Annotated in this window: 25 protein-coding genes and 1 tRNA gene; 9 read left to right on the forward strand and 17 right to left on the reverse strand. The window is 61.4% G+C overall.

All coding sequences use genetic code 11. From position 1 onward, the window contains the following. Positions 1 to 105: 105 nt before the first annotated feature. The 4 genes from AC5ZG1_RS35705 to glmU all read right to left on the reverse strand — a co-directional run bounded on the left by AC5ZG1_RS35705 (position 106) and on the right by glmU (position 5529). Positions 106 to 963 (reverse strand): DUF1932 domain-containing protein, encoded by an 858-nt coding sequence (locus AC5ZG1_RS35705; protein ID WP_496135683.1) that lies wholly within the window; start codon positions 961 to 963, stop codon positions 106 to 108. A 90-nt stretch (positions 964 to 1053) separates the two neighbouring features. Next, positions 1054 to 1836: a DUF502 domain-containing protein gene (locus AC5ZG1_RS35710; RefSeq protein WP_165435607.1), complete on the reverse strand. Its 783-nt coding sequence runs from the start codon at positions 1834 to 1836 to the stop codon at positions 1054 to 1056. Between the two features lie 92 nt (positions 1837 to 1928). After that, positions 1929 to 3755 (reverse strand): glutamine--fructose-6-phosphate transaminase (isomerizing), encoded by a 1827-nt coding sequence (gene glmS / locus AC5ZG1_RS35715; protein ID WP_456644878.1) that lies wholly within the window; start codon positions 3753 to 3755, stop codon positions 1929 to 1931. A gap of 415 nt (positions 3756 to 4170) precedes the next feature. Then, positions 4171 to 5529: a bifunctional UDP-N-acetylglucosamine diphosphorylase/glucosamine-1-phosphate N-acetyltransferase GlmU gene (gene glmU / locus AC5ZG1_RS35720; RefSeq protein WP_496135684.1), complete on the reverse strand. Its 1359-nt coding sequence runs from the start codon at positions 5527 to 5529 to the stop codon at positions 4171 to 4173. A gap of 168 nt (positions 5530 to 5697) precedes the next feature. Here glmU and AC5ZG1_RS35725 point away from each other — a divergent pair, with 168 nt between their 5' ends. Then, positions 5698 to 7026, forward strand: a complete 1329-nt coding sequence (locus AC5ZG1_RS35725; RefSeq protein WP_496135685.1) for a hypothetical protein — start codon at positions 5698 to 5700, stop codon at positions 7024 to 7026. A 96-nt stretch (positions 7027 to 7122) separates the two neighbouring features. Continuing rightward, positions 7123 to 7503 carry a hypothetical protein gene (locus AC5ZG1_RS35730; RefSeq protein WP_028165524.1) on the forward strand — a complete coding sequence of 127 codons (381 nt, stop codon included), beginning with the start codon at positions 7123 to 7125 and terminating at the stop codon, positions 7501 to 7503. On the opposite strand, the gene AC5ZG1_RS35735 is transcribed toward AC5ZG1_RS35730, so the two are convergent. Beyond that, positions 7463 to 9088 carry a glycoside hydrolase family 17 protein gene (locus AC5ZG1_RS35735; RefSeq protein ID WP_496135686.1) on the reverse strand — a complete coding sequence of 542 codons (1626 nt, stop codon included), beginning with the start codon at positions 9086 to 9088 and terminating at the stop codon, positions 7463 to 7465. The genes AC5ZG1_RS35730 and AC5ZG1_RS35735 overlap by 41 nt on opposite strands. A gap of 244 nt (positions 9089 to 9332) precedes the next feature. On the opposite strand from AC5ZG1_RS35735, the gene AC5ZG1_RS35740 reads away from it, so the two are divergent. From AC5ZG1_RS35740 to AC5ZG1_RS35750, 3 genes are all read left to right on the forward strand, one after another. Continuing rightward, entirely contained in the window at positions 9333 to 9920 is a 588-nt protein-coding gene (locus tag AC5ZG1_RS35740; RefSeq protein WP_028165526.1) for a hypothetical protein, read from the forward strand. A gap of 189 nt (positions 9921 to 10109) precedes the next feature. After that, the gene (locus AC5ZG1_RS35745; RefSeq protein ID WP_496135687.1) at positions 10110 to 12788 is read left to right on the forward strand and encodes a glycosyltransferase; all 2679 of its coding nucleotides are present in this window, start codon (positions 10110 to 10112) and stop codon (positions 12786 to 12788) included. A gap of 257 nt (positions 12789 to 13045) precedes the next feature. Further along, positions 13046 to 13121 (forward strand) — tRNA-Lys (locus AC5ZG1_RS35750). A 138-nt stretch (positions 13122 to 13259) separates the two neighbouring features. Here the strand turns inward: AC5ZG1_RS35750 and AC5ZG1_RS35755 are convergent. Next, positions 13260 to 13553 (reverse strand): hypothetical protein, encoded by a 294-nt coding sequence (locus tag AC5ZG1_RS35755; protein WP_496135688.1) that lies wholly within the window; start codon positions 13551 to 13553, stop codon positions 13260 to 13262. 401 nt (positions 13554 to 13954) lie between these two features. Here AC5ZG1_RS35755 and AC5ZG1_RS35760 point away from each other — a divergent pair, with 401 nt between their 5' ends. The 4 genes from AC5ZG1_RS35760 to AC5ZG1_RS35775 all read left to right on the forward strand — a co-directional run bounded on the left by AC5ZG1_RS35760 (position 13955) and on the right by AC5ZG1_RS35775 (position 18422). Then, positions 13955 to 14179, forward strand: a complete 225-nt coding sequence (locus AC5ZG1_RS35760) for a hypothetical protein (RefSeq protein ID WP_496135689.1) — start codon at positions 13955 to 13957, stop codon at positions 14177 to 14179. Between the two features lie 192 nt (positions 14180 to 14371). Beyond that, positions 14372 to 15787: a hypothetical protein gene (locus tag AC5ZG1_RS35765; protein ID WP_496135690.1), complete on the forward strand. Its 1416-nt coding sequence runs from the start codon at positions 14372 to 14374 to the stop codon at positions 15785 to 15787. Positions 15788 to 15935: 148 nt separating this feature from the next. Further along, positions 15936 to 16268 (forward strand): hypothetical protein, encoded by a 333-nt coding sequence (locus tag AC5ZG1_RS35770; protein WP_496135691.1) that lies wholly within the window; start codon positions 15936 to 15938, stop codon positions 16266 to 16268. Positions 16269 to 16448: 180 nt separating this feature from the next. Further along, positions 16449 to 18422 carry an acyltransferase family protein gene (locus AC5ZG1_RS35775; protein WP_496135692.1) on the forward strand — a complete coding sequence of 658 codons (1974 nt, stop codon included), beginning with the start codon at positions 16449 to 16451 and terminating at the stop codon, positions 18420 to 18422. Positions 18423 to 18443: 21 nt separating this feature from the next. Here AC5ZG1_RS35775 and AC5ZG1_RS35780 read toward each other — a convergent pair whose 3' ends face one another. The 11 genes from AC5ZG1_RS35780 to AC5ZG1_RS35830 form a co-directional block, all read right to left on the reverse strand. Next, positions 18444 to 20033 (reverse strand): glycine-rich domain-containing protein, encoded by a 1590-nt coding sequence (locus tag AC5ZG1_RS35780; RefSeq protein ID WP_496135693.1) that lies wholly within the window; start codon positions 20031 to 20033, stop codon positions 18444 to 18446. Further along, a complete protein-coding gene (locus tag AC5ZG1_RS35785) occupies positions 20034 to 20357 on the reverse strand; it encodes a hypothetical protein (RefSeq protein WP_496135694.1) in 324 nt (107 codons plus the stop codon). It abuts the gene before it with no gap. Between the two features lie 142 nt (positions 20358 to 20499). After that, positions 20500 to 20814: a hypothetical protein gene (locus AC5ZG1_RS35790; RefSeq protein WP_496135695.1), complete on the reverse strand. Its 315-nt coding sequence runs from the start codon at positions 20812 to 20814 to the stop codon at positions 20500 to 20502. Position 20815: 1 nt separating this feature from the next. Then, positions 20816 to 21505, reverse strand: coding sequence for a hypothetical protein (locus AC5ZG1_RS35795; protein ID WP_496135696.1), 690 nt, complete (start codon positions 21503 to 21505; stop codon positions 20816 to 20818). A 40-nt stretch (positions 21506 to 21545) separates the two neighbouring features. Continuing rightward, positions 21546 to 21713, reverse strand: a complete 168-nt coding sequence (locus AC5ZG1_RS35800) for a hypothetical protein (protein ID WP_496135697.1) — start codon at positions 21711 to 21713, stop codon at positions 21546 to 21548. Between the two features lie 34 nt (positions 21714 to 21747). Beyond that, entirely contained in the window at positions 21748 to 22203 is a 456-nt protein-coding gene (locus tag AC5ZG1_RS35805; RefSeq protein WP_496135698.1) for a hypothetical protein, read from the reverse strand. 163 nt (positions 22204 to 22366) lie between these two features. After that, the gene (locus tag AC5ZG1_RS35810) at positions 22367 to 22894 is read right to left on the reverse strand and encodes a hypothetical protein (protein ID WP_463331362.1); all 528 of its coding nucleotides are present in this window, start codon (positions 22892 to 22894) and stop codon (positions 22367 to 22369) included. 84 nt (positions 22895 to 22978) lie between these two features. Beyond that, the gene (locus AC5ZG1_RS35815) at positions 22979 to 23182 is read right to left on the reverse strand and encodes a hypothetical protein (protein ID WP_496135699.1); all 204 of its coding nucleotides are present in this window, start codon (positions 23180 to 23182) and stop codon (positions 22979 to 22981) included. A gap of 86 nt (positions 23183 to 23268) precedes the next feature. After that, positions 23269 to 23424 carry a hypothetical protein gene (locus AC5ZG1_RS35820; protein ID WP_496135700.1) on the reverse strand — a complete coding sequence of 52 codons (156 nt, stop codon included), beginning with the start codon at positions 23422 to 23424 and terminating at the stop codon, positions 23269 to 23271. A 107-nt stretch (positions 23425 to 23531) separates the two neighbouring features. Continuing rightward, entirely contained in the window at positions 23532 to 23867 is a 336-nt protein-coding gene (locus AC5ZG1_RS35825) for a P27 family phage terminase small subunit (protein ID WP_496135701.1), read from the reverse strand. Positions 23868 to 24068: 201 nt separating this feature from the next. Next, positions 24069 to 25031 carry a bifunctional DNA primase/polymerase gene (locus tag AC5ZG1_RS35830; RefSeq protein ID WP_496135702.1) on the reverse strand — a complete coding sequence of 321 codons (963 nt, stop codon included), beginning with the start codon at positions 25029 to 25031 and terminating at the stop codon, positions 24069 to 24071. Between the last annotated feature and the right edge of the window lie 360 nt (positions 25032 to 25391).

Consider the following 25391-nt stretch of genomic DNA (forward strand, 5'->3'; position numbering starts at 1 on the left):
CTTACCCCGTCATCGCGAGCGCAGCGAAGCAATCCATGCCTCCACGCACGCGGTGACAATGGATTGCTTCGTCGCTTCGCTCCTCGCAATGACGGTGGTAGCTTTTTAGCTATTCTTCGCCTTGCAGCTCTCGGCGAACGCCCGCAGCTTCGCGACGTCCTTGCCCGCGCCGCTCGCATCCGCAGCGACGTGCTCGAACAGCCGCGCGAATCCCTCATAGGCGAGACTGGCGGGATGATCCGGGCCGAGGAACGCCGCGATCTCGCGCATCTCGGCGACCCAGCGATACGCCTTCGGCACCATATCGGGCAGCGCATTCCCGAGCCGCGCCAAAATGTGTGGCTGGCTGAGTGCCAGTTCGTCGCGCAACGCGTCCGCGGCGCCTGCGCGCGTAGCCGCCAGCACCATGGCGGCGCTGACGGCTGTCAGCCCCTTGTTGATGCCCGCATACGACATCTTGAGCGCGGAAGCAGCGCCGACCGGCCCTTCGACGATGCGCAAGTCGAGACCGAATTGCTTGAGCACTGCGAGGTCCTGCGCATGTTCGCCCGAGACATAGAATGCCGGTCCGGCTGAGCCTGGTTTCGGCGGCAAGCCGATGACCGCGCCATCGACGAAGCGCGCGCCGGAAGCCGCGATGATGTCGGCGACTTTCTGCACCGTCTCGACATTGACGGCATTGCAATCGACGACGACAGGTCTCGTTCGGTGTTTCGCGATATTGGCCGCCAACTGCTCGGCCAGCGCGATCGCCTCGCCGGGCGGCACGATCGACAAGATGATGTCGGCAGCGGCGATATCGGCCTCATCGGCCGCCATCATGCCGGCGGCAGCCGCGCGTTTGGCGCTCGCTTCGCTCCGGCCGTGAAGTGAGGTCAGGACGCGGGCGCCGTGTTCGGCCAGGCGTTGCGCCACCGCGCTGCCCATGGCACCCGGCGCGAGGATCGCGATCGTATTGGACATGATGGATCCTGAAGGGTTTTGTAAGACCGCGCTTGTAGAACGATCCGAAGGCGAGCACGAGTTCGCTTCACCTTCAAAATCGGGAGAGCCCTATTCCACTTTCGCAGGCGCGGGCTTCGGCTGCAGCGTGGAGGCGGAGTTGGCGATGCGAGCGGCATTGGCGACACCGGCGAGCGCGGCGACGCGCTTTGCATCGCCGGAGCCCGGCTGGACGACGCCGGCGGACATGATCAATGTCGCGGCATCCTCGGCGCTCAGCTCGACCTCGATGATCTTGCTCTTCGGCACGTAGAAGAAGAATCCGGTGGTCGGGTTCGGCGAGCATGGCAGGAACACCGAGATGTGTTCCTCCTCGCCCGGCAGACTCGCCGCGATGTTCGCGCTCGGCGATTGCGAGATCAGGACGATCGACCACATGCCCGGCGAGGGAAATTCGACCAGGCCGACGCGGCGGAAGCTCGATCCGTTGCCCGAGAACAGCGTCTCGAACACCTGCTTGAGGCCGCGATAGATCGCGCGCACCGCCGGAATCCGCCCCAGCAGCCGCTCGCCGAGATCGACCAGCGTCCGTCCGATCAAATTCGCGGTAAGGAAACCGAGCAGCGTCAGCGCGATCACCGCGACGACCAGCCCGGAACCGGGCACGCCGAATGGCAGGTAGGTTTCAGGGCGATAGGCCGAAGGCACGAACGGTCGCACCAGGCCGTCGACCCAGGTCACGAACCACCAGGTCAGATAGAGGGTGATCGCGACCGGCCCCGTGACGATCAGCCCGGTCAGGAAATAGTTTCGAAAGCGGGCCATCAGGCCGCGCGGGCCGTCTGGCGAGTGTTCGCCCGGGGGCGGGATCGGAGGCGGATTCTCGGGGCTCATTATGGTTCCAGGTCGCAGGGCGCAGCCAGAATCTCCCAGCTAAGCCATCCTAGCAGGTTTTTGAAGGGCCAACGTAATCCGGGCGGTTGCGGCTATTCGACCGTAACCGACTTCGCAAGGTTGCGCGGCTGGTCGACGTCCGTGCCCATGACCACTGCGGTATGATAGGCGAGGAGCTGCACCGGAACGGCATAGACTATCGGCGTAAAGGCCGCCGCCATGTCCGGTAGCACGATCGTGACCAGGGAATCGACGGTCGCCTCCGCCGCCCCCTTGGCATCGGTCATCAGGATGATGTTGCCGCCGCGGGCGGCCACTTCCTGCATGTTGGAGACGGTCTTCTCGAACACCTTGTCGAAAGGCGCGATCACCACGACCGGCATGTTCTCGTCGATCAGCGCGATCGGCCCGTGCTTGAGCTCGCCGGCGGCATAGCCCTCGGCGTGGATGTAGGAAATCTCCTTCAGCTTCAGCGCACCCTCGAGCGCGAGCGGATAGCTGGTGCCGCGGCCGAGATAGAGCACATCGTGCGATTTGGAGATCTCGCGCGCGAGCTTCTCGATCTGCGGCTCCGTGGTCAGCGCCGCCGCGATCAATCGGGGAATCTCGATGAGGCCGTGCACGAGCTTGGCTTCGTCCGCGTCCGACAGTTCGCCGCGCGCCTTGCCGGCGGCGACTGCGAGCGAGGCCAGCACCATGAGTTGGCAGGTGAAGGCCTTGGTCGAGGCGACACCGATCTCGGGACCGGCCAGCGTCTGCAGCACGGTCTCGCTCTCGCGCGCTATCGTCGAGGTCGGCACGTTCACCACCGAAACCGTATGCGCGCCCTGCTCTTTCGCGTAACGCAACGCGGCCAGCGTGTCGGCAGTCTCGCCGGATTGCGAGATGAAGATCGCAAGATCGCCTTTCCGCAAAGGCGCCTCGCGGTAGCGGAATTCGGACGCGATATCGATCTCGACCGGCAGGCGCGAGAACCGCTCCAGCCAATATTTCCCGACATAGCCCGCATAGTTCGCGGTGCCGCAGGCGGTGATCGAGACGCGCTGGATATCCTTGAAATCGAACGGCAGCTTGACCGGCAACGTGACCCGCTCGGTCGCCATGTCGATATAGCGGGCGAGCGTGTGGCCAACCACTTCCGGTTGCTCGTGGATTTCCTTGGCCATGAAGTGGCGGTAGTTGGCCTTATCGACCAGGAATGCCGATGCGCCTGACTTCAGCACCTCGCGGTTGGCGACCGCGCCATGCTCGTCATAGATCACGCCGACCTCGCGCGACAGCACCACCCAGTCGCCGTCCTCGAGATAGCTGATCGTATCGGTGAACGGCGCCAGCGCGATCGCGTCCGATCCCAGATACATTTCGCCGTCGCCATGCCCGACCGCGAGCGGCGAACCCTTGCGGGCGCCGATCAAGAGATCATTGTGGCCGTTGAACAGGAACGCCAGCGCGAACGCGCCGCGGAGCTGCGGCAGCGACGCCTTCACCGCCTCCTGCGGCGAATAGCCCTTCAGGAGGTAGGAGTTGACGAGATGGGCGACGACCTCGGTGTCAGTTTCGCTGGAGAATTTCGCGCCCTGCTTCTCGAGCTCCTGGCGCAATTCGCGAAAATTCTCGATGATGCCGTTGTGGACGACAGCGACATTGTCCGTCGCATGCGGATGCGCATTGCCCTCGGTCGGCCGGCCATGCGTCGCCCAGCGCGTATGCCCGATGCCGGTGTGGCCATCGAGCGGCTCGGCGTGCAACCGCGCTTCCAGGTTCTTCAATTTTCCTTCCGCGCGCCGCCGCACCAGATGGTCGCCCTCCAGCGTGGCGACACCAGCGGAATCATAGCCGCGATACTCAAGTCGCTTGAGCGAATCGACCAGTTGCTCCGCAACCGGTGCCCGTCCGAGAATGCCGATAATGCCGCACATGCGGATCAAAATCCCCAAATCGCCGAAAATTTGCCAAACCGACGACACGCTCCCTTAACGGGAAACGCGGGCACCAACAAACTCAATAATTATTGCGGATTGAGACAACGTTAAAGAGAAGATTAACGGGCGAGTTAAGGCAGATCCAACCTGCCCCTCCCGTTCGCCGCAAACCGCCACCGTCATTCCGGGGCGCGCGTAGCGCGAGCCCGGAATCCATTGGGCCACGGGCGCAAGCGGAGAAATGGATTCCGGGTTCGATGCTGGCGCATCGCCCCGGAATGACAGCGTCGTTCCATCGAAAGACGAGACGGAATCGTAGGATGGGTAGAGCGAAGCGAAACCCATCAATCGCGCGGCGTGCTTCATCGCGATGGGTTTCGCTTCGCTCTACCCATCCTACGGGACTATCGCGTCAGCTTCCCTTCGCGGCCTTCGCTTTCATCTTGATCTCGCGATAGCGCGCCGCGCCGCCTTCGCGGACGGATTGCGGGCTGCGTTCGACCGCCATCGCATCGTCGGGCACGTCCTTGGTGATGACGGAGCCCGAGCCGATATAGGCGCCGGCGCCGATCTTCACGGGCGCGACCAGCGAGGAATTGGTGCCGATGAAGGCGCCCTTGCCGATCAGGGTCTTGTGCTTGAGGAAGCCGTCATAATTGCAAGTGATGGTGCCGGCACCGAGATTGGAGTTGGCGCCGACATGGGCGTCGCCAACGTAAGAGAGATGATTGACCTTGACGCCCTCCTCCAGGATCGCAGCCTTGGTCTCCACGAAATTGCCGATCCGCGAGCCGTCGCCGAGCGAGGTGCCGGGCCGCAGCCGCGCATAGGGACCGATCGAGACCTTGTTGCCGATCGTGGCCTCGACGATGTGCGAGAAGGAGTGGATCACCGCGCCATCGCCGATGCTCACGCCGGGGCCGATCACCACGAAGGGCTCGATGGTGACGTCACGGCCGAATTTGGTGTCGGCGGCGAGATAGACGGTCTCCGGCGCGATCAGCGTCACGCCGGCCTCCATCGCAGCCTTGCGCAACCGCGCCTGCAGTACCGCTTCGGCTTCCGCAAGCTGCGCCTTGGTGTTGATGCCGCGCACTTCGTCTTCGCTGGTCTCGATCACGACGGCCTCCAATCCTTTTTCACGTACGATGGCGACGGCATCGGTCAGGTAATATTCGCCCTTGGCATTGGCATTGCCGATCTCATCGAGGATGCCGAGCGCTTTGCGCCCGTCGAACGCCATCACGCCGGCATTGCACAGCGTGATCTTGCGTTCCTCGGCGCTGGCGTCGGCCTGCTCGCGGATCGCAACGAGCCTGCCGTTCTCGACCACCAGCCGGCCGTAGCCGGTGGGATCGGCGGCGCGGAAGCCGAGCACCGCGAGCGCGGCGCCATTCTTCAGCGGCGCGCGCAGTCGCTCGAAGGTCTCCGCCGATATCAGCGGCGTGTCGCCGAACGCGATCAGGAGATCGTTGGCTCCAGCAGCGATCGCCTCGCGCGCCGCCAGCACCGCATGGGCCGTGCCGAGCCGCTCGCGCTGCACGAAGGTACTGGCGTCAGAACGGACCCGCCGCGTCTCATCCGCGACCGCCTGATGGTCCGGCCCGACCACCACCGCCAGCGAAGCGCCTGTGCCATTCGGCGCAGCACGCAGCACATGGGACAACAGCGACTGTCCGGCGACGGGATGCAGGACCTTCGGCAGCGAGGATCGCATGCGCGTGCCCTCGCCGGCCGCGAGCACCACCGTCAGGCTGGATCGAGCAGTCATCAAAACCCTCAAATATTGTCCGCGGATCGCGCCAAGCCGTCTTAATTGGTTTCCCCGGGAGAGGAAACCTATTCGCCTCGCGGGCTGGCTACGGATCAGGTTCCCCGCGCATTTCCTGTTAATCTTTGCGGCGTGATTCGGCGGGCCTTGAGGAGGGCCAAAGGGGTTTTGGCCAAAGATCCTGACAATCTGGCAGGCGATCTCGGCGCGGAAAGCACCGGCGGTTTGTTTACAGGCCTGCTTGCCGAGGAAGACGAATTCGACCGCCGCACGCTGTGGCGGCTCGGCTCCTGGGGTTTTGCCGCAGTCGGCGCCGTCACGCTCGCGGTCCTCGCCCCCCAGTCCTCGCTCGGGTGGCGGCGCGACCAGGGTGCCGCCGCGGAGGTGGCGCGGCAGGCGCAGCAGATCCAGATGCTCACCAAGGAGAGCCAGAACGAGGCGCGGCGGCTTGCGTCCGCGATCGAGACGCTCAATTCGGACCGCGACCGGCTCTACGCCCGCGTCACCGTGCTGGAGCAAGGACTGGATTCGGTTACCGGCACGATCGCGCAGCAGAGCACGGCGGCTGCACCACAGCCCGCCCACTCGCCATATCCCGCGTGGGTGCAAGAGCCGGCAGCGCATCATGCCTCGGCTCCGGTCGTGGCCCCAGTCGCGGCAACGACACCCGCTCCAACCGCGCCCGAGAAACCAGCCGCCGAAAAGCCCCCGGTGCTGGCTTCGGACAAGCCACTGGCCGCTGCGAGCGAGAAGCCGCCCGTGGAGAAACCGCCGGTCGTTGCTGCCAACACGGCACCCGCCGCCCCCGTGCCAGCCAGCAATCCGGACCCGACCGATGCCGCGGCAGCGCCATTACCCGCGATGCCGCTCGTCGGCGCGGCGTCGATAATCGGACCGCCCGTTCCTGCCGCGAGCAAGCAAGTCGAGCCGGCCATGCCCGCTGCCACGGTCACCGCCAGCCCCATGCCCGAGGTGGTCGCCGCGGCACCTGCCGCTGGTGACGCGGAGAAAGCGAAAGAGGACGCCGGCGCGCCGAAAGCCGAGGTGCTGCGTACCGAATTCGGGGTCGATCTCGGCACCGCCAATACGGTGCCGGGGCTGCGCGCGTTGTGGCGAGGCCTGTTGAAATCGCGCTCGAACGCTCCACTGTTCAACCTGCGCCCGATCATCGTCATCAAGGAAGGCGCCAACGGGCTCGGCATGCAGCTTCGCCTGGTTGCCGGCCCGCTGCGCGACGCCGGGGCCGCGGCGAAAATCTGCGCGGTACTCGCCGAGAACGGCCGCCCTTGCGAGACCGCTGTTTTCGACGGCCAGCGCCTGACGCTCAAGGACGAGCCGGAGCCGACGGCGACGACTCCCAACAAGCCCGCACCACGCCAGCACGCGGCACCGAAACGAGCGGCAGCTCCAGTGGTGGTCGAGGAGCCGCCGAAGAAGCCGGAGCCGCCTTCCGCAGTCTCGGCGATCACCTCAATGTTCGGTCGCAAGGAGCAATAATGGCGTGACCGCAAGAAGTTGCGGCGACATTTTCACTCGCTTTCATGCCGCCCGAAGCGGCTTGTCCTCGTCCCCTTTCCCGACCATATTCGCGCGATGACAAAGACCCCGTTTCGCCTTACGCCCTATCAGGTGCAGTTCCTGCTGATCGTCGGTTTCCTCACCGTCGGTTACGCACTTTACGTGCGCTATCTCGTGATCGAATTCTCAACTGTCGCGCTCGCCTGCGATGCGGGCCTGCAGACCATGAACTGCAAGGTGCGCGCGCTGGCGACGACCCTGTTCCGGAACTCGGTGTTCGGCATCGTCGCGCTCGTGATCGCGACACTGCACGTGCTGCGGCCGTCGATCGTCCTGATGACCGGCGGGCTGATCGCGGCGGGGTTCGGGATCGTGCTCTACAATGTCGCGCTGTCGGGGATCGCGATCGGCCTGCTCATTTTAGGCTTTGCGCGACCCGCGCCCGCCACAGCGTAAGCGCCAGCAACACATACATCGCGCAGGTCCAGACCGACTGCCAGTTGTCGGTCCCCTCGTTGAGGAAGGTATAGCCGGCCGCAACCAGCAGAAGGCCGGCGAACACGGCCTCCGCGATCGGCCTTACCCCTTCCTGCGGCCGGTTGAGCAGCATCAGCAGCGCAAACGGCACCACCGCCATGGTGAGCGAGGCGAACGGAAAGTCCTTGTAGCGCGGGTCGAAGGTGAAGCCGAGTGCGGTTTCTGCCCCGATCACGGTCGTCACGATCAGCGACAGGCCGAGCAGCGCTGTGAGCAAGGTGCCGTGCCGGTACTGGCGCGGTCCGAGCAGTTCGAGGAAGGTCGGCAGCGACTTGCCCTCCATCAGCGCGTGAGCCGACAGGATCGGCGCGAGGATGGCTGCCGCAAGCAGCGTCCCCCATTGCACCCAGCCGCCGGTCCCGTAGCTCTCATAGATCATCTTGTCGATGGCAACCCCGAGCAGGATCCCGGCGCTGGTTGCGGAGACGCCGACCGCGATCCAGGACATGACCCGCGGCGCCCATGGCCGCCGCCGGACCGCCAGCCAGGCCACGAGGAAGGTGACGAAGCCCAGCCCAAGGCCAGCGCCCATGTACCATTTCCAAAGCGGGTAATTGCTGATGGCGACTCCGGGCGGGTATTTCACCACGCGATTGACGGAGTCGAACAGGCCCCAATAGCCGCCGACCGTACCCTCGAGCTGGCGCTTCCAAGGCTGGTCATAGGCCTCGATCAGGTTGACGCGGAAACCCTCGCGCTTGGCGAGATCGAGAATTTCCGAGACGATCCGCGCCTGGTTGGTGCGCGATGGCAGCGCCCCCTCGCGCATCCTGCCCATGCTCGGCCAGCCGGTCTCGCCGATCAGTATCTCCTTGTTCGGGAATGCCACCGCCATCCGCTTACGGATGGCATCCACATGCGCAGCAGCGAATTTCGCCCGCACTGGCATGTCCTCCCAGTAAGGCAGGATGTGAATGGTGACGAAATCGACGGCGTCGTAGACCTCGCGGTTGCGCAGCCAGAATTCCCAGACATCGGCATAGGTCACGGGCACCTGGACCTGGGCCTTCACCGCGCGGACATAGGCGGCGAGATCCGCGGTCGTCATCTCCCCGCGCAGCAGCACTTCGTTACCGACGACCAGCGCCGTGATCACACCCGGATATTGCTTGGCGAGCCCGACCGCGACCGCGATCTGGGTCTGGTTCTTGATCCGGTCGCTGCCGAGCCAGATGCCCTGGATGACTTTCAGTCCGACCTTCGCCGCTATGCCTGGCACCTGGTCGAGCCCGTTCTCGATCGAATAAGTGCGCACGCACTCGGTGACCTTGGCGAGATCAGCCAGGTCCTGCGCGATCTGCTCCGCCGGAATGTGCGTGGTGGGGATCAGCGGCGTCTGCGTATCGCGGAACGGCGCATAGGAGACACATTGCAGCTTTGCATTGGGGTCGATCGGCGCACGCGCAAGCGTAATCGGTGTGGCGAGCCACCACCACACGGCCGCAATCAAACCCAGCGATATCAGGAGAAGCGCCAGTGGCGTACGAAGAGAAATCGGTTCCATCCTCCGGGGACCGTCGATTAACCGGTCAGGCGCCGTCTGCCAAGAGCACGAGTCGGGCAATACCATGGTTGTCCTGCGACAGTTTTGCGCTGTTGCGATAAAGTTGTGACTTTGCTGGACAAAATCTGAAATACCGGTCATGGGATTCCACCAGCGTCTCCGCCGCACTGGAGACCTATTTGGACGGCATTACGCCATGGCCGTTCGAGATGATTTGTTGGGCGGGAAATCGATCGGGGAAGGTATGGGTGGACGGGTGCTTCAGTTCAAAATCGCGGTCTTGCGCCATTTCGCCACTGCCGGCCTCGCGCTTCTGATCGGTACCGGTGCCGCTTTCTCCCAAAGCGGCACGCCGAATCCGCAGGAGCAGTCGAAGCAGGGAAACGCTCCGTCCGACGTCACCAAGGACAATCAGCGCAAGACCGACGAATTCGTCGAGGCCACGCAGGCGATCAACGGCCCCGCCGGAAACCCGGAATGCGTCTGGCTCGGCCGGCGCGTGGTGCGGCTGATGTGGCTTGATGACCTCGACACCGCCTTCCGCCACCTTGACCTTTACGATCGCTTCGGCTGCCCCGGCGGCCATGTGCAGGCGACCTTCCGCTGCCTGACCCGGTTTGGCGCCACGATCGACGACAAGGTGCCGCGCAGCCTCGATGGCCGCATCCACGCTTGCTGGATCAACCCCGGCGCCCAGCCTCCGGCTGCCGCAGCCGCTGCGGCAGCGCCCAACCCGCAAGCGCCGCCCGCCACGGCTGGCAACGCTGCGCCGGCACCTGCCGCCTCACCTTCTCCAGCGCCGACGGCCTCGCCGTCGCCGGCCGCGAAATAACCGCCTTCGACTTTGGAACGAACGCGACTTCCGTCATTTGAGCTGCGTGGCGCCCTCAAAACGCCATGCGGTCATATCAGTTGTGGAATCGCGTGGCAGGATTATCTTGCAGTTTACCGCCATGTCGGTCGAACCTAGGGGACGGGTTCGCTTTCTCCTTTCATAGCAGCCCCGTATGGTTTAGCCGCGATGCGCGCTGTCGCCGCCGTTCTGTTGCTTGTCACCGCCGTGCATGCCGCGCTCTGGGGCCTTCTGCAGGAAAAGCAGCAGGCTCCTGACTTCCGCGGCATGCTGCCGAGCGTCTCCTATGCGCCGTTCGATGGCAGCGCACATCCCGACGTCGACAATATCCCGCAAGCCGAAAAGATTCGCGCCGACCTGAAGAAGCTGTCGACGATGACGCGCGCGATCCGCCTGTACTCGTCGACGGGCGGCGTTGAACTGGTTCCGCCGATCGCCGCCGAATTCGGCTTGAAGGTCATGGTCGGCGCCTGGATCGACAAGAATTCCGAGCGCAACGAGCGCGAGATCGACGCCGCGATTAACCTCGCCCGGCGCAACAGCAACGTGATCGGCGTCGTCGTCGGAAACGAAGTGATCTACCGCGGCGAGCAGAAGATCGACGACCTGATCGAGATGATCAAGCGCGTCAAGAAATCGGTCAATGTCCCCGTCACCACAGGCGAAATCTGGAATATCTGGCGTGACAATCCGCAGCTCGCCAATTCCGTCGATTTCATCGCCGCCCACGTCCTGCCCTACTGGGAGAACTTCACCGCCCAACAGGCCGTCGACCAGGCGGTCGCCATGTTCCAGCTCTTGCGCGACCAGTTCCCGGGCAAGCGCATCGTGATCGCCGAATTCGGCTGGCCGAGTGCGGGCTACAATCTCCGGAATGCGGAGCCCGGCCCGTTCGAGCAGGCCTCGGTGCTGCGCAATTTCGTCACCCGCGCCGAGGCCATCGGCATGGACTACAACATCGTCGAGGCGATCGATCAGCCCTGGAAATTCTTCGAAGGCGGCGTCGGCCCGTACTGGGGCATCCTGAATGCGTCCCGCGAGCCGAAATTCGCCTGGACCGGGCCGATCGTGAACGAGAACTACTGGAAGCTCGCGGTAATCGCCCTCCTCGTCGGCATCCTGATGTCGCTGCCGATCCTGCGCCTGGAACGACCGACGGTGATGCAGGCCTTGATACTCTCGGCTGCCGCCAATGGCGTCGGCGCCTGGGTTGCGACCGTCTTCGCCTATTGGGCCGGGCACTATTTCGTGTTCGGCTCGGCGTTCGCGATGACGCTCGGCCTGATCCTTCTCGTCCCCCTGATCCTGATCGCGATGGCGCGGATCGAGGAGATCGCCGATGTCGCCTTCGGCCGCGGTCCCCGGCGCCTGATCCAGAAGAGCGCAGCGGTGGCGCCCGCCACGATCGGCGAGCAGGTCACCTTCCCCAAGGTTTCAATCCACATCCCGGCTTATTATGAGCCGGTGGAGATGCTGAAGCAGACGCTCGATGCTGTGTCGCGGCTCGACTACCCCAATTTCGAATGCGTCTGCATCATCAACAACACGCCAGATCCCGCGTTCTGGCAGCCGATCCAGGATCATTGCCGCGCGCTCGGCGAGCGCTTCAAGTTCATCAATGCCGAGAAGGTCCAGGGCTTCAAGGCCGGCGCCTTGCGCATCGCCATGGACCGCACCGCGGCAGACGCCGAGATCATCGGCATTATCGATGCCGACTATGTCGTGCATCCGGACTGGCTGAAGGACCTCGTGCCCGTCTTCGCCGACCCGCGGGTCGGCCTGGTGCAGGCGCCGCAAGAGCATCGCGACGGCGACCGCTCGCTGATGCACTACATCATGAACGGCGAGTATGCCGGCTTCTTCGACATCGGCATGGTCCAGCGCAATGAGCACAACGCCATCATCGTGCATGGCACGATGTGCCTGATCCGCCGCGCGGCGATGGACATGGCTGGCGGCTGGTCCAGCGACACCATCTGCGAGGACACCGATCTCGGGCTTGCCATCATCGAGCGCGGCTGGCTGACGCATTACACCAACCAGCGCTACGGCGAAGGCCTGCTGCCCGACACCTACGAGGCCTTCAAGAAGCAGCGACACCGCTGGGCCTATGGCGGCTTCCAGATCGTGAAAAAGCACTGGCGGCGCTTCCTGCCCGGTGCGAGCCGGCTCTCGCCCAACCAGCGCCGGGAATTTTCGCTGGGCTGGCTGAACTGGCTGGGCGCCGAGAGCCTCGGCGTCTTGGTCGCGATCCTCAACCTGATCTGGGTGCCGATCGTCGCCTTTGCCGACATCGCCATCCCCGACAAGATCCTGACGTTGCCGATCATCGCCTCCTTCGTCGTCTCGCTCGTGCATTTCGTGGCGCTGTACCGGATGCGGGTAAAGGTGAAGGCCGGCCAGATGCTGGGCGCCATGATCGCGGCGATGAGCGTGCAATGGACGGTGTCGCGCGCCGTGGCGCAGGGACTGATCACCGAGCACCTGGCGTTCGCCCGCACCTCCAAGGGCGGCCTGTCGCGGATGTCGATTGAATTCCAGGCGTTCTGGGAAGCGGTGATCGGCGTCCTCCTCTTGGTCGGCGCCGCGGTCCTCATCGCCACCAACGGCTTCAAGCAGGTCCGCGAGATCTACATCTTCGCCGGCGTGCTGGTGCTGCAGAGCCTGCCTTTCCTCGCAGCGGTCGCGATCGCGATCCTGGAGAATTCGCGCATCAACTCGTTCTCGTTCTGGCGCAACAGCGCCATCCGTACCGCGGAACTGATCGGTCTGCGCCCGGTCGCGATGCCCACGATCGCCGCTCCTTCCCAGCAGGCCGCCTCCGAAATCCGCCGCGACGCCAACTGAGGCGCTATCCGGCCGTGGATTGATTTCGCGGTCGGGCTTGATGAAGCGGGACTAACCGCCAGCTATCTCAGGGCAATCCCGGGCCCGCACGACCACGCATTTGCCGCCCTCTGCGCTATTGACCCGTCGGCCCCCGCCCCCTACACAGCGCGGGCTGGAGCATGATCCGGAAAGGCGGGAGTCGGTTTCCGGCGGATCATGGTCAGACAAGAGCTGGAACGGGGTGACGGTTTAGAACGTCGTTACCTCCAGGAAGTGAGCGCGTAGCTCAGGCGGTAGAGCACGTGACTTTTAATCATGGGGTCGAGGGTTCGAGTCCCTCCGCGCTCACCAAACAAAATCAATATCTTAACCCAAAATCCGACAACGAAAATCTAGATCAAAATCCGGTCGTGCACACGCCATGCACACTGCAAAGAGAAGCCCGCCCCTTGCGAGTGAGGCGGGCCAAACCGTTACCGACCAGAACGGCTACTCAGCCGCCTGTGCAAGCCCGAACCGGCTGGCGGCTACTTCCGCGCGCTCGTCATCGGATAGCTCCTCCGCGTGCTTATAGGCCTCCTCAAGCTCACCCTTGACGTGGTCGGCGGTCCATATCAGTCGGTCAAGGTATTCGGCGCTGATGTCGTCCATAGCGCGCATATCGCGGATCTGCCCTAGCAGAATGGCGAAGCCGTTTCTCAGGCTCCAAATTTCGGAGGCGACGTAGGAGCGCGTTGGTTTGAAGTCAGCGGATTCGGTGGCCGGAAGGGTGGCGGTGATCATTTCATGCTCTTCAGTTTGGCTTATCAAGGCCAATGCCAGTGGCAGACCGGCAGCCGGGAGTTGATAAACCGCTGAAGAGACGGTCCGGCGCAATTTTAAGCCCTAAGGCTCTGGACATGTTGCGACGCTCCCGGCATATTGCCTGCCAGGTCGGTCGCACCCGCCAAGGTGCACCACGTTGCGTGTCAGGCTCGCCAAAGCCCATCTACGCACTACGGCGGCAACCTCGCCAAAGGTCGCAGGCCGGTATCTTCAGTCCGGGTTATCAAGCCCACGGACAACCTTGCCCCGATTCGGTAAATAATCAACCCCTCCCTTGGAGGCGCTTTCGCGCGCGTATAGGTTGCCGTATCCTTTCGTGACCCGCCGCCAATAACCAGCACCAAAAAAGGCTAGAGAAGATGAGCGGAGTTCTTGACGATCTGCGGAAAGCGCGACTGGAAGCAATTCAGAACCGGCGAACATTGGCCTGCAGCCTAAAAGGCGTCTGGGCTGGCGAAGAGACGCACGAAACCCTTCAGAACCTAGCGCTCGTGCAACAGGTGATCGAGGCAATCGAGGCAGCGATCGACCACGAAGAGAACTCGAAGCCCCACACGACGAGCGTGCAAGAACTTCGGCTTTAGCCCCGCAGCGGCGCCGCCAGTTTTTGCCGGCGTGAGCCGCGGCAGACCGCCTGTTTGCCCAGGGTCAGGGCGTTGAGGTCTGGCATGGGACGCTCGGGAAAAGTTGGCAACTGTTGCTTTACGGCCACTACCTGCGCTTGCTCGGAATAGTTGTGGGTGATAATTCATGCTCGGGAGCCACGGCGCGCGAGCATGAAAAACAACAGAGATTTCGACCGATGGGCCTCTGCGCTGGCGAAGAACTCATCAAGCGAGGCGAAGGCGGCGATCGAGGAAATTCTTAGCGGAACGCGAAGCTTGGATTGCCTCGCGACACACACGGGCCTTTCCGAACCAAGGTCAGACGGGCGCGCGGCACGGGCCGCCATCCTTCTGGTCTTTTTTTGTTTGTTCTTTTACAGCCTCTTCAAAGTCTCGCAGCTCCGGCCGACTTATCATGTCGGCTTTAGCGAGAACTGGTCGAACCTCGGGCTAATTCCAGTTTGGCTCACGAGCGCTGTCGGCCTCTTGTTCGTCTTTTCCCGCTTTACCTTCGGCTATTTCGCAGGTTTCTATCTGTTCGCAATGATGGCCGGGTATTTCTGGCTCAACATGTTCAGCTTGCTTGATTACGATCACAAGCAAGCGCTCCTCGTCTCTGCGGTTTCTACGGTTGCATTTCTGCTACCTACGCTCGCGATTCACGGAGGAAGCCCGGGGCCGAGACTATCGAAAAGCGCGCTTGATCGATTGCCTATGATAACCCTTGCGGGTTCAGCCATCTTGTTGCTGTTGTGCTCTTTCAACGGTTTTCATCTGACCTTTAGCTTAAACGAGGTGGATTCGCTTCGGGAAGCCGTCGACCATCATCGCCTCATTCAATATGCGATCGGTAATGTGAATGGCGCGCTGATCCCGTTCGCAATTGCCTATTCCCTATTGTACGGGCGGCGCTGGATGGCGGCTCTGCTGTGCATCGTATCCCTGCTTTACTTCCCGATCACATTCACCAAGACGGCCCTGTTTGCGGCCCCCTTCATAGTCTTTATGTGGGCGATTTCGGCGTGGCTAGAGCCAAGGATTGCGGTTGTCGCGTCGCTTATCGTACCCCTATCCATTGGAGTTTTTAGCATCGCGGGAGTCGATTTGTACGGTATCGACGTTACGCAACAGCGCATCTTCGGACTTCTGAACTTCCGATTGCTGGCGATCCCGTCGATCTCCCTTGATCACTACTTCGAGTTTTTCAGCCACCATCATCTGACCTACTTCTGTCAGCTATCGTTTCTCAAGCCGGTAATGGCCTGTCCATACTCCGACCAGCTTGGAGTGGTGTTCGCCAACGAATACAAGATGGGCAACATGAACGCTTCTCTGTTCGCCACCGAAGGCTTGGCCTCTGTCGGGCCGGTCTGGATGCCGCTAACGACATTCTTCTGTGGGCTCCTGCTTTCTCTCGCCAATAAGGCTTCGGCTGGATTGTCGCCGCGCTTCATTCTCACTTCGGGGGCAATCATTCCGTTCACGCTTATGAACGTGCCGCTTTCCACGACTATGTTGTCCAATGGGCTCGCACTACTCATCGCGCTCTGGTGGCTGGCGCCGAGAGACGAGACGCAACATGCTTGAAGTCCCGCATGGTTGCTCGGGTAGATCAGAAACAAGAAGGCAGCCCGCGCTGGGCGGATCATGAAGGGCGGCTTGCACGGAGCGATTACGCCAAGGTAGGTTTCGCGGGTTACAAACTAGAGCAACTAAAGATTCTGGGGGGCAGACAATGACCACGACTTCAAACGAGATTTCGGACCAAGAATATGATCAGATCGTCACCGAAGTTCTCGCTATAGCGAAGAGAACTATCTTCTCAAAAACCGCCGTCGTAGCACTGATGTACCTGGTCGCGTTTCTGATTGCGGGTGTGGACATATTCAAGTCGCTCTTCATCGCCATTGCAGCCGCGGCGCTTCTGTTCAAGGGTGTTGCGCCGGCCTTGGTGCTACATGGAGGTGCAATGTTCTTCGCCTTGACCGTCATCAATTGGGCGGGACTCTTGCCGCTGGCCAGATGGGCGCACGCTCTCGTAGCCATCGTCGATCGCGCCTTGACCTAAAGCTGCTCGTTGGCTCGCGGCTGGTAAGCTGTAGGTCGCTCTGATCTTGGTTGCTTTGGTTCCAGTTTAGGCGAGGAAAGACGCGCGGCTGTGGCTTTGAAGCCACGTCCCAGCACTTGCTCGGAGCGGTTGTGTCGGGCTAGGGTTCGCCCGCAAATCGGAATGGGGCGGGCACCAATCTTGAAGTACCGTGCTGATATTGATGGTCTGCGGGCGATCGCAGTGCTGTCGGTCATGGCTTTCCATTACGGTGCGCCTGTGCGCGGCGGATTTACCGGCGTCGACGTCTTCTTCGTCATTTCCGGCTTCTTGATTACTCAAATCCTCGTCGCCGAAATGCAGGCGGGCAAGTTCTCGCTGCTCGGATTCTATGACCGTCGCGTTCGACGTATTTTGCCGGCGCTACTCGTAATGTTGGGTGTCACGCTGTTCACTGGCAAATTTCTGCTGATGCCAGGAGACTACCAGGCGCTGGCGGCAAGCGCCGCTGCAGCGGCCTTCGGTGGATCCAACTTCTACTTTGTAAATCACACTGGCTATTTCGATCAGGCTGCCGACCTGATGCCAATGCTGCATACATGGTCGCTCGCTGTTGAGGAGCAGTTCTACCTTGTATGGCCTGGCCTCTTGCTCCTCATCGTCACCGCCGCGAGAAAACGCGCGGATGCCGCAGCCATTACGGCTGTCGTCACGATAGCTATTTTCGGCACCAGCCTTGTCTACTTTACGGTTGACGAAAAGGGTGCATTCTACATGGCCCCTCCACGCGCCTGGGAACTGGCGCTGGGCGCGCTCCTTGTACTACTGCCAGCTATTCCTCGCTTTCTCGGTCCTATGGCGAGGGTCGCTGGATTGGCGCTCATTGGATATGGCTTCGTCCGGATTAACGCCACTGATTTCCCATATACCGCGGCTCTCTATCCCTGTGTCGGCGCGGCACTCGTGATCTGGCCGTGCGAAAGTGACAGCGCACCTTCGCGATGGCTAGGCAACCTCGCACCGATCGGCCTGATCTCCTACAGCCTCTATCTCTGGCATTGGCCGGTCTGGGTATTCTTCCGTATCTATATCAACAACGGCCAGCCGAGAATCCTCGAAGCCTTGGCACTTGCAGCAGTGTCCGCTGTTCTGGCCGTCCTCTCCTATCGGTTCGTCGAACGTCCATTCCGAATGGCACGCTTCCCAGCCTCGTATAATGTATGGGCCGGTCTCGGCGCCTCACTAGCTTTGTTCTGCGCGGCGATGTTCGTGCACAGCGATGACGGGATTCCGGACCGAATCCCACCAACCGCTTATGCAATGCGAAGCCTCGACGAGATGTGGAACTGGCCATGCGGGCGTGGTTTCCTCCGATTTCCATGGATGACTTTCGATTCCTGCCGGTTTGGCCCTGCTTGGGAAACCGCCCATCACAAGGCTTTCCTCTGGGGCGATAGTCACGCCGAGCATATTGCCCCGATCCTAGAGGCAGCATCGGATGATAAAATCGCCTTCACCTTATATGTGGACTGCCCTGCCGCGTTGGGCGAGCATGTATTCCGGCCATTTCCCGGATATCGTTGGGCCAAAAGCTATCGCGCACACTGCACGAATCTACGAGAGAACGCGATCAACTATCTCCAACAGAACAAAGACATTGACCTAGTTGTCTTTGCGGCTTCCTGGACGTACCTGAGTCACTCGATAGAGCAGGACGGATTTTACCCTACGTCGACAGATCAATACGAACTAGTGGCGCTGGGTCTCAAGTCTCTAATTGAAAAGGCCCAAGCGCCACACCGCAAGTTTGTTATCATCGCCGACGTGCCTCAATTTCATCACGATCCCATTCCCTGTGCGCTCTCTGCGGTTACGCCTTTGTGGCGCAGATCCTGCGATGCAGGCGGCAAGCAGGTCAAAGCTTCGGATTTCCTCGCCTTTCAAGGCAGGATGTATCAAGCCCTGGAGAGTATCGCTAAAACGAGAAGCGATGTTGATGTGATCCTTCCGGGGCGCGCCATGTGCAAGGGCGAGTATTGTCTCTCAACAATAGACGGTGAGTACCTGTATAGAGACGGCACTCACATTCGCCGCAATCTGAGCAGTGCAACTAAACTAGGATTCGCCAATCTCATCGGGCTAACAGCAAGCCTTGCGGAGATGATTGCCCCTTAGCCTGCTGTTTTGCGACAAACTCTACTTCGAGCAAAACTCCGTAATGAGCGCGAAGCCCGGAGCACCATTTCCACCACCGACGCCAGCGCCACTGTTCACAACGCTGCCGCCGCCGCCGCCAGATCCGAATCCTGTTCCCGAGCCGCCGCCGGCAAACGAAGTCGCCGAATTAGCGAGGCCGCCGCCGCCTATTTCAGTCGATCCGCCCTTACCAGTGGCGATGTAGGCCACCGTACCGGTGAGATACACGCCCGTTCCGCCAGGTTCGCCCGTGCCGGTGATGTCGCCCGTACCGGCAGCGCCGCCCGCACCACCAAGGCCTAGTGACGACGCTCCGCTGATGTACCCACCGCCAGAGCCGCCCTTTCCTATGCATAGCGACCCCAAAGAAGTATCTCCGCCCGGTGAACCAACGGCCGCGTTAACACCTCCGTTGCCGCCTGCGCCTATCGTTACTGCCTTTGATGCGCCGATATCAGCAGCCGTCGCGAATTTGATTGACTTGCTGCCTGCGCCACCGCCGCCAGACGACCCAATGACTCCGGCTTGTCCTAAGACTCCACCACCGCCACCGCCACCGCCCCAACATTCGATGATGCAATAAAGCATTCCGGCGCTTGGCGTATAGGTGCCAGAGGCCGTGAACTTCTGCACTTTCACGACGCGAACCAACCCACCGTTATCGCCGAGTTGGTTCTGCTGTGTGGGCGTGAGCGACTGCGCAGCGCCGTAACTCAACCCTCTTAGATTCCCGAGCGCGGTGTCTTTGTTGACCAGGTCCGACAGATTGTTCGTCGACAGAAGATCGCCAGTTCCCTTCTGCGCAACCTTGATCCATTTCCCGGCTGCAAGATCGGTGGCGAATGTGCCGGACGTATGCGACACCAAGCAGACGTAGGTTTCGCCAGCTTGCACGACGGCGCTTGCCGGTGGGCCTGCTGCGTATGCGGTGCCCGTCACCCATGCTGCCGGCGGAGTCCAGGCCGCCGGTCCGGTGTCTCCCTTCTCCCCTTGTGCCGCCAGCACCATCCAATAAGTCGCATTCGGCGGCGACTGGTTAGTATTAGCCAGTAGCGCCACATACGACGAGCCGTTCAGCGACACGACGTCGCCAATCTCATAGGCGGTCGCCGCGCTCCATGGACCAGTGACGCGAAATCCTTTGTACACACCCTGAAACACCCACACGCCGCCGGTCTTCAACCAAAGTTTGCCAGTGTCGGGCTGCAGCGCGAATTGACCCTCGCGACCGAGCGACGGATCCGGCGCAGTCGCACCGGGATCAACGAAAATATAGAGGCCCTTTGTCCGGAGACCGGAAAAGACCGCGGAGACATCTTCCATGGCATCGCCGCCGGCGGTGCGGCGGAAGGATGTCTGGAGAACCGCGTAAGACGTGCCGGCTGGAACGGTGGTGAAGGGCCAGGGTAGGATTGAAATATGCGTCGCGTCGATCACATCCAAGACGGTGACCGTGTTCCCCGCGATAACAACGCTGTCACCCGGCTTGACGTTCGGGTTCGACCAATTCGCGCCACCGGCACCGACGATCTGAGTGTCGCCATTCGCGACGGAAACGGTACCAGTGGAATATGTAGCTACGGCAGCCATTTATGCGAAATCCTTATGCTCAGGCCAGGTTCGTTCGAATTCATTGACGAAAGCCAGCCAACGCCGGCCGGACGCCAATTGACTTGGGATGCCGCTCGCAATCATCTCTGCAGCTACCTTCCGAAAATCTTCCGCGTGCTTCGGCCACAGCTCAACTACATCTGTGAGCGGTCGACCTTCCGCCAGCGCCCGCTTGAATGCTTCCGCAGCTTCGCGTCCCCACGTGCGCGCTTCGGCTTCACTCGCAATATCATCTGTCGCGACGATTTCACGAAGCGACTGCGAACGTGCGCTATCGCGCATGTCTTCGGTGGTTTCTGTCATTGGATTCCTGGTTGGTGGAATAGGTGAGATCAGCGCTGCGCGCCGAGCGATCCGAGACACAAACGCAATAGGAGTTTGGACGCTACGTTCCCCAATAGCGCCCGCCCCTGTCGCGTCGGTCTGAAGGAACGCCGACGCGACGCTACTTGCGCCGTGCGGCGAACTCATTGCGCAGAAACTGCGTAACTGCCGCTAGAGCGCTCGGCTTCGCAGGCTCGCGCCGCTTCGCTGGCTTCATGTCGTAATAAACACAACGCGGATCATGCTTCTCCGTACCGGCAACATCAGCTTCAGCACGCTTAAGCGCAACAGCACGAGCGGCGCGCGTCTTCGGCTTCGCGGCATCTCTCACTTCAGCTTCGGCCCTCGCGAGACGTCGGCCGCGCGCTGCAGCCTCAATGTCTTTCAGCAGAACTTCGGCCTTATCCAGCGTGGCTTTGGTATTTTTCTTGGTCATCTCAGTAATTCTCCACAATATCCAACGGCGCCGGCATTCGCCAATCCGGGCGATCTTTCTCGCTGGCGTGACCTTTTGTGATCGCATCTTCAATCAGCCACAACAAAGGTGTGTGCTGCTCGTGAAGTTCGCCGAACGCCCTCAGCGTTAGCGGTCGCAGGTGTTTTCGCTCGATGCCATCGATGCGCATTCCATCGAGGAACTCATGCTGCGCTAGCAGCGCGTCACCGAGATTTTTAGCAGCAGCCACAACCTTGCTGGCAACGGCTGCATAACCTTTTCGCCGTTGTTCGGTGGCCTGCTTGCTGTACTCGGCACGCGCCCTTTCGATCTCAATAGACAGCAGTTTGCGCGCCTCGGTAAGAGCCTCCACCTGCGCACTCACCTCGCGCAACTCAGCGGCACCACTCCAAGCCTCTGGCAACGGAGGCGGGTTAAGCTCTTCTGGCGGCTGCTCTGGGAGCAGACCCTGCAAGAGTGCCTCTGCGCCCTCGTGCCGACGGACTGGTTGCGCTTTTGGCCTCGGAGCCTCGCCGCTCCATGTCGGAACGCCATTCTTGTGCTTTTCCTGGGTCAGCGCTCGGCCGCGCTGCGACAGTTCGTGCAGTTGCGCCTCTAGCTCGCGGTCTTTTCGCAAGAGATCAGCGTAGCGCTGATGAGTCTTGCTGATAACTTCGGTAACGTCAGGCAAGTGTATTCTCCAGAATTGCGCACGGTGGCGCGTTGGTGGGTTAGTCTTTCCAGGTCTTCAGCCGCCTTACGCTCTTCACGCGTGGCTGCCCCTTATGAAGTTCGGTCTCGAACTCCAGGGTCGTGCCGACGATTGGCTCAATGCCGGCGCGACGAAGAACGATATTGTGTACGAACACATCCTCCATCACTGGATAGTCGCTCTTCACGAATCCAAATCCTCTATCGGTCCAGCGAACCAAACTACCCCACGGCATTGAAATCCCCGATGATTGCGCGCAATGCTTCTCCGCTGATGGCCGTAACGCGAGTCGTCGCAACGTCTGAACGCGGCCCGAAATCAAGTTGCGATGCTTCCGTGATAACGCTCACGGCAGGCGGATCGAGTTGGAAAATCACCGAGACAATCGGCTCTGCATTGACGCGGCCGGCAATCAGGGACTCGAGCCAGTCATCAAATCGAAGTCCGTTGGAGTCGAGCGCGGCGAACTCCCGCACGGCCTGCGCCGCATAATGTAGTCCTCGATCCGCAACGGCCCCGATAAGGACTCGCGCTAACTCGCGATGACTAAGATCGTGCCGCCCATAGCCGGACGGCACCAAGCCGGCCTCGGTCAAATTTTGAATCAACCGAACAACGCGGCGTTCATCGATGCCGAGGCGCGCCGCGACGGCCCGACACGCGGGAGATTTCTTCATGGAATTTCCGAATTTGGATTTTGGAGGGGAAATGAAGAGCGGCGCGCTTGCCGCTGACTGCTGAAAAGAGCCGACGCCCGAAGGCGTCAGCTAGTCGTCACGTCGGGCTACAAATTGTGGCCTTCAACGTGATACGTTCCCAACTGTGGCGAAATCTGGATTTTTACGCAGCCCTACGGCGTGGGCGGTTTCGCCGAATCTCTGTCGGTACATTGTCGTTAGCTGCCAGCAGCCGCTTGGCGTCGATTGCCCGGATCATGGCGTCTTCAACGGCACCGAATTGCATAAGCCGACTGCCGCTTGTCGCCGGGGCGGTGCGGCCCGCAAGAAATTCAGCGCCCTCCGCAACTGCATGCGACCACCTGGAGTACGGCGCGCCCACGTCCTGCTGCCAATCCAGTAGCTCTGGCTTGGCAGGCTTGCCGGGCTTGTTGGGTGTGGCCGCATGTTTGGTGCGGCGTTTGCCTTTGCTCTGGCGGTATTGCTCGCCGCAAGGGTGCCAGCGATTGTCCAGCCCTAACCATTGCGTCATGTCGGCGTTGAAGGTTTTTCGCGCGGCCTCGTCCAGTTGGCGGCCATGGGCCGGTCCCATTCCTGAAAATCGGCGATGCAGGATGCGGTTCAGTTCCTGTGGCGATGGGCGGATCTCCATCACGCGGTCGGCTGCTATGTTGTCGTTATCGTGGTGCATTGGTTGTCTCTTCGTAACGTGACGTACCTTGCCGTTTGGGCCTTCTGCGCCGGCATCTGCGTGCCGCTAGTTTTGATGCCCGCCTTACGGCAGCGCCTTCTCGCCTATCGCTCGCAGCAGTTGCGCCTGCAGCGCTAAGACGACTTCGACCGGCTCGCGGTCGTCGCCGATCAGCGAATATGGCTCCCGATCAAGCGGGCATGCGCGGAACTTCGAACGGCCAAGCGCTGCGGCAAGCTGGATCTTGATATCCCTCAGCTCGTAGTTGTCCGCGCTGCGTTTGAGCATATCGAAGCCCCGTCTGAACAATTCGACTGCCTCGGTGGTAACGTGCGCAGAGCGGCGCCGCTTATCTCGTTTCAATCTCGCCGGCATCAGATCGGCTCCCCAAGCGTGCGCAGCGCCCACGGCGTGAAATGCGCGCCGCGCGGATATCTCGCGTTGAAGTCGGCCATGAACGCTTCGCCGAACTTCCGCCAAGCAACTTCGGCGTCCTGCCGCGAAGGGCGCCCATGGGGATCGGTCTGCACCAGACCATCCAAATCGCCGAAAAGGTCGAATTCGGACTCGAATGCGCACGACCACTCGTCGAGACCAGCCGCCGCATGCCGCTTATTCGCTCTCGCTCTGACGGGCATTATCGACGCGCTCCGTAAGTGGCGTCTCGCGGCATTCGCGGCCCGTCGCCAGGCTGAACGTCCAGGCCGAGTTCACGGCAAAGTATCCGGAAGCGGTTCTGGGCCTTGTGCTCGATATCGCACCACGGCGAGGATTTCTGGCAGCCAAACCGGTCGAGCACCACGTGGCCATGTTCAGCCAGCGCTGCACGCGCCTTTTCGGCCTCGTCCAAGGATTCACAGGCGAGGCGCAGCAAATGCCGGTGATGCTCGTCCAGATCGTAACTGTCGTGAACTTGCCGCCACCATGCTTGGGCGGTGCGCGATAGATGGTCAGGTGGTCGAGGTGTGGTCACAATATGATCTCCAAATTTTTTAAACTCTGGGGCAAGCCCCGCGCTTGTTCGAGGCCAACACCGGTAGGCGGAAACGTTTGCGCTACACTTTGAGTCGCCCCGTACCCCCCGATTGCTTTTTTTCTTATGGTTTTGGATTACTGATGGATGCGGCTGGTGGGCACGCGATGGCGTTTGAACATTTGACCCCGTACCCCACGGTCATGCCTGCCTGCGCTTCGCGATGCCGTTGCGGATCAGCGCCGAGAAATCGCGTGGCGGAGTCTCAATGATGCCAAGCCGATCCTCCAGCCACACCACCGCCTCGCTGGCTGACATGCCAAGACACGCGCCAGCCAGGTCTATCGGCGACATTCCGCAGGCCGCCGAATGGTCGTAGATGCCAACGGGCTGGATGGATAGCGCCCGACCGCGCTTGGCGCGCCCGTTCACCGAGGGCCGAAAGCTGGCAATGCTATGGTACCCGTTGGCGTAGCGCCGCAGATCCTGAAGACCGAGATCTGGAACCCACGCACCGAGGTTGGCTAGGGCTTGAGCTTTGATCTGCGACCAAGGATGGTAACCGTCACCGGCGGGCGTCTGTCGCGCCGGAGGTGGTTGATAGCCGAACGGCTGCAGCGCTGCTATTAGCCGCCCCACGATGTCGTCCGGCAACTCTGGCAGTCGCTCGGGCGGCGTGTCTTCCAAGGTGTCCTCGGTGATCCATATGTACGGCTGCCCCGTTTCAGGGTGCGTCGTCGGCGGGACAACGGTTTGCCTGCCGTATGCAAGTAGATCGATGGCCCGGCCTCCGGTTATGTTGAAGGCCGTCGCAACGATATCGGGAGAGCCACGAAAGAACGCGCTGTATCCCTTCTTGCCGCGCTTTTTGACGGGCGAGTCCGGCAGCACTGCCTCGATTGCGGCTCGGATTTCAGTGTCGTCTGTGTCGATGTCGACAACCTTGAGCGCGTGATCGCAAACGACACAGATACCTGCGGCTGGCCAGCGTGACCAAATGGCGGTTTCGTAATGCGTGGGTAGACGGTCGCAGTACCGCGACCAGGCGCGCATGTTCTGCCATTCGCCGAAAGTGTGTAGGCCGGGCACCTTGTCTCCCGGCCGGCAGGGGATGGCGCTGTACCCCATGTCGACCAGCTTGGGGCCGATGCGGGTGTAGGTCATGCTACAAAGCCCGGCGAAGGTGGGGGATGGGTTCTAGGTTCATTTCCAAATTTCTATCCAACCCTCAATTTTCAAACCACGCGGGGTGCAGGTGCACGCATCCCCTAAAGGGGGATATGCATGCGCACCTTGCACCCCGCGTAAGAATGGTCGCTAAGTGCAGGTGCAAGTGCACCTAGGTGCATGCACCTAGGTTTGCACCTCGGTTGGAACATAGACTTTGGGCTTGCCGGATGGTGTGACGCTGCCGTCCTTCTCAAGCTCTGCGACGGCCCGCTTAAAGGTCTCCCTCCGGTGAGGGCCGCCTTGTCGGGTTAAGACGAGTGCTGTGTAACAGCCCTTATGGACAGCAATAAGTTC

The organism is Bradyrhizobium sp. Leo78 (genome assembly GCF_059512425.1).

Coding starts and splice junctions, on each gene's coding strand:
- AC5ZG1_RS35770 (WP_496135691.1), top strand. CDS start 15,936: ATGACCACGACTTCAAACGAGATTTCGGACCAAGAATATGATCAGATC.
- AC5ZG1_RS35810 (WP_463331362.1), bottom strand. CDS start 22,894: ATGCACCACGATAACGACAACATAGCAGCCGACCGCGTGATGGAGATC.
- AC5ZG1_RS35790 (WP_496135695.1), bottom strand. CDS start 20,814: ATGACCAAGAAAAATACCAAAGCCACGCTGGATAAGGCCGAAGTTCTG.
- AC5ZG1_RS35760 (WP_496135689.1), top strand. CDS start 13,955: ATGAGCGGAGTTCTTGACGATCTGCGGAAAGCGCGACTGGAAGCAATT.
- AC5ZG1_RS35735 (WP_496135686.1), bottom strand. CDS start 9,088: ATGGAACCGATTTCTCTTCGTACGCCACTGGCGCTTCTCCTGATATCG.
- AC5ZG1_RS35740 (WP_028165526.1), top strand. CDS start 9,333: ATGGGTGGACGGGTGCTTCAGTTCAAAATCGCGGTCTTGCGCCATTTC.
- AC5ZG1_RS35745 (WP_496135687.1), top strand. CDS start 10,110: ATGCGCGCTGTCGCCGCCGTTCTGTTGCTTGTCACCGCCGTGCATGCC.
- AC5ZG1_RS35780 (WP_496135693.1), bottom strand. CDS start 20,033: ATGGCTGCCGTAGCTACATATTCCACTGGTACCGTTTCCGTCGCGAAT.
- AC5ZG1_RS35765 (WP_496135690.1), top strand. CDS start 14,372: ATGAAAAACAACAGAGATTTCGACCGATGGGCCTCTGCGCTGGCGAAG.
- AC5ZG1_RS35710 (WP_165435607.1), bottom strand. CDS start 1,836: ATGAGCCCCGAGAATCCGCCTCCGATCCCGCCCCCGGGCGAACACTCG.
- glmS (WP_456644878.1), bottom strand. CDS start 3,755: ATGTGCGGCATTATCGGCATTCTCGGACGGGCACCGGTTGCGGAGCAA.
- AC5ZG1_RS35705 (WP_496135683.1), bottom strand. CDS start 963: ATGTCCAATACGATCGCGATCCTCGCGCCGGGTGCCATGGGCAGCGCG.
- AC5ZG1_RS35755 (WP_496135688.1), bottom strand. CDS start 13,553: ATGATCACCGCCACCCTTCCGGCCACCGAATCCGCTGACTTCAAACCA.
- AC5ZG1_RS35805 (WP_496135698.1), bottom strand. CDS start 22,203: ATGAAGAAATCTCCCGCGTGTCGGGCCGTCGCGGCGCGCCTCGGCATC.
- AC5ZG1_RS35830 (WP_496135702.1), bottom strand. CDS start 25,031: ATGACCTACACCCGCATCGGCCCCAAGCTGGTCGACATGGGGTACAGC.
- AC5ZG1_RS35785 (WP_496135694.1), bottom strand. CDS start 20,357: ATGACAGAAACCACCGAAGACATGCGCGATAGCGCACGTTCGCAGTCG.
- AC5ZG1_RS35730 (WP_028165524.1), top strand. CDS start 7,123: ATGACAAAGACCCCGTTTCGCCTTACGCCCTATCAGGTGCAGTTCCTG.
- glmU (WP_496135684.1), bottom strand. CDS start 5,529: ATGACTGCTCGATCCAGCCTGACGGTGGTGCTCGCGGCCGGCGAGGGC.
- AC5ZG1_RS35815 (WP_496135699.1), bottom strand. CDS start 23,182: ATGCTCAAACGCAGCGCGGACAACTACGAGCTGAGGGATATCAAGATC.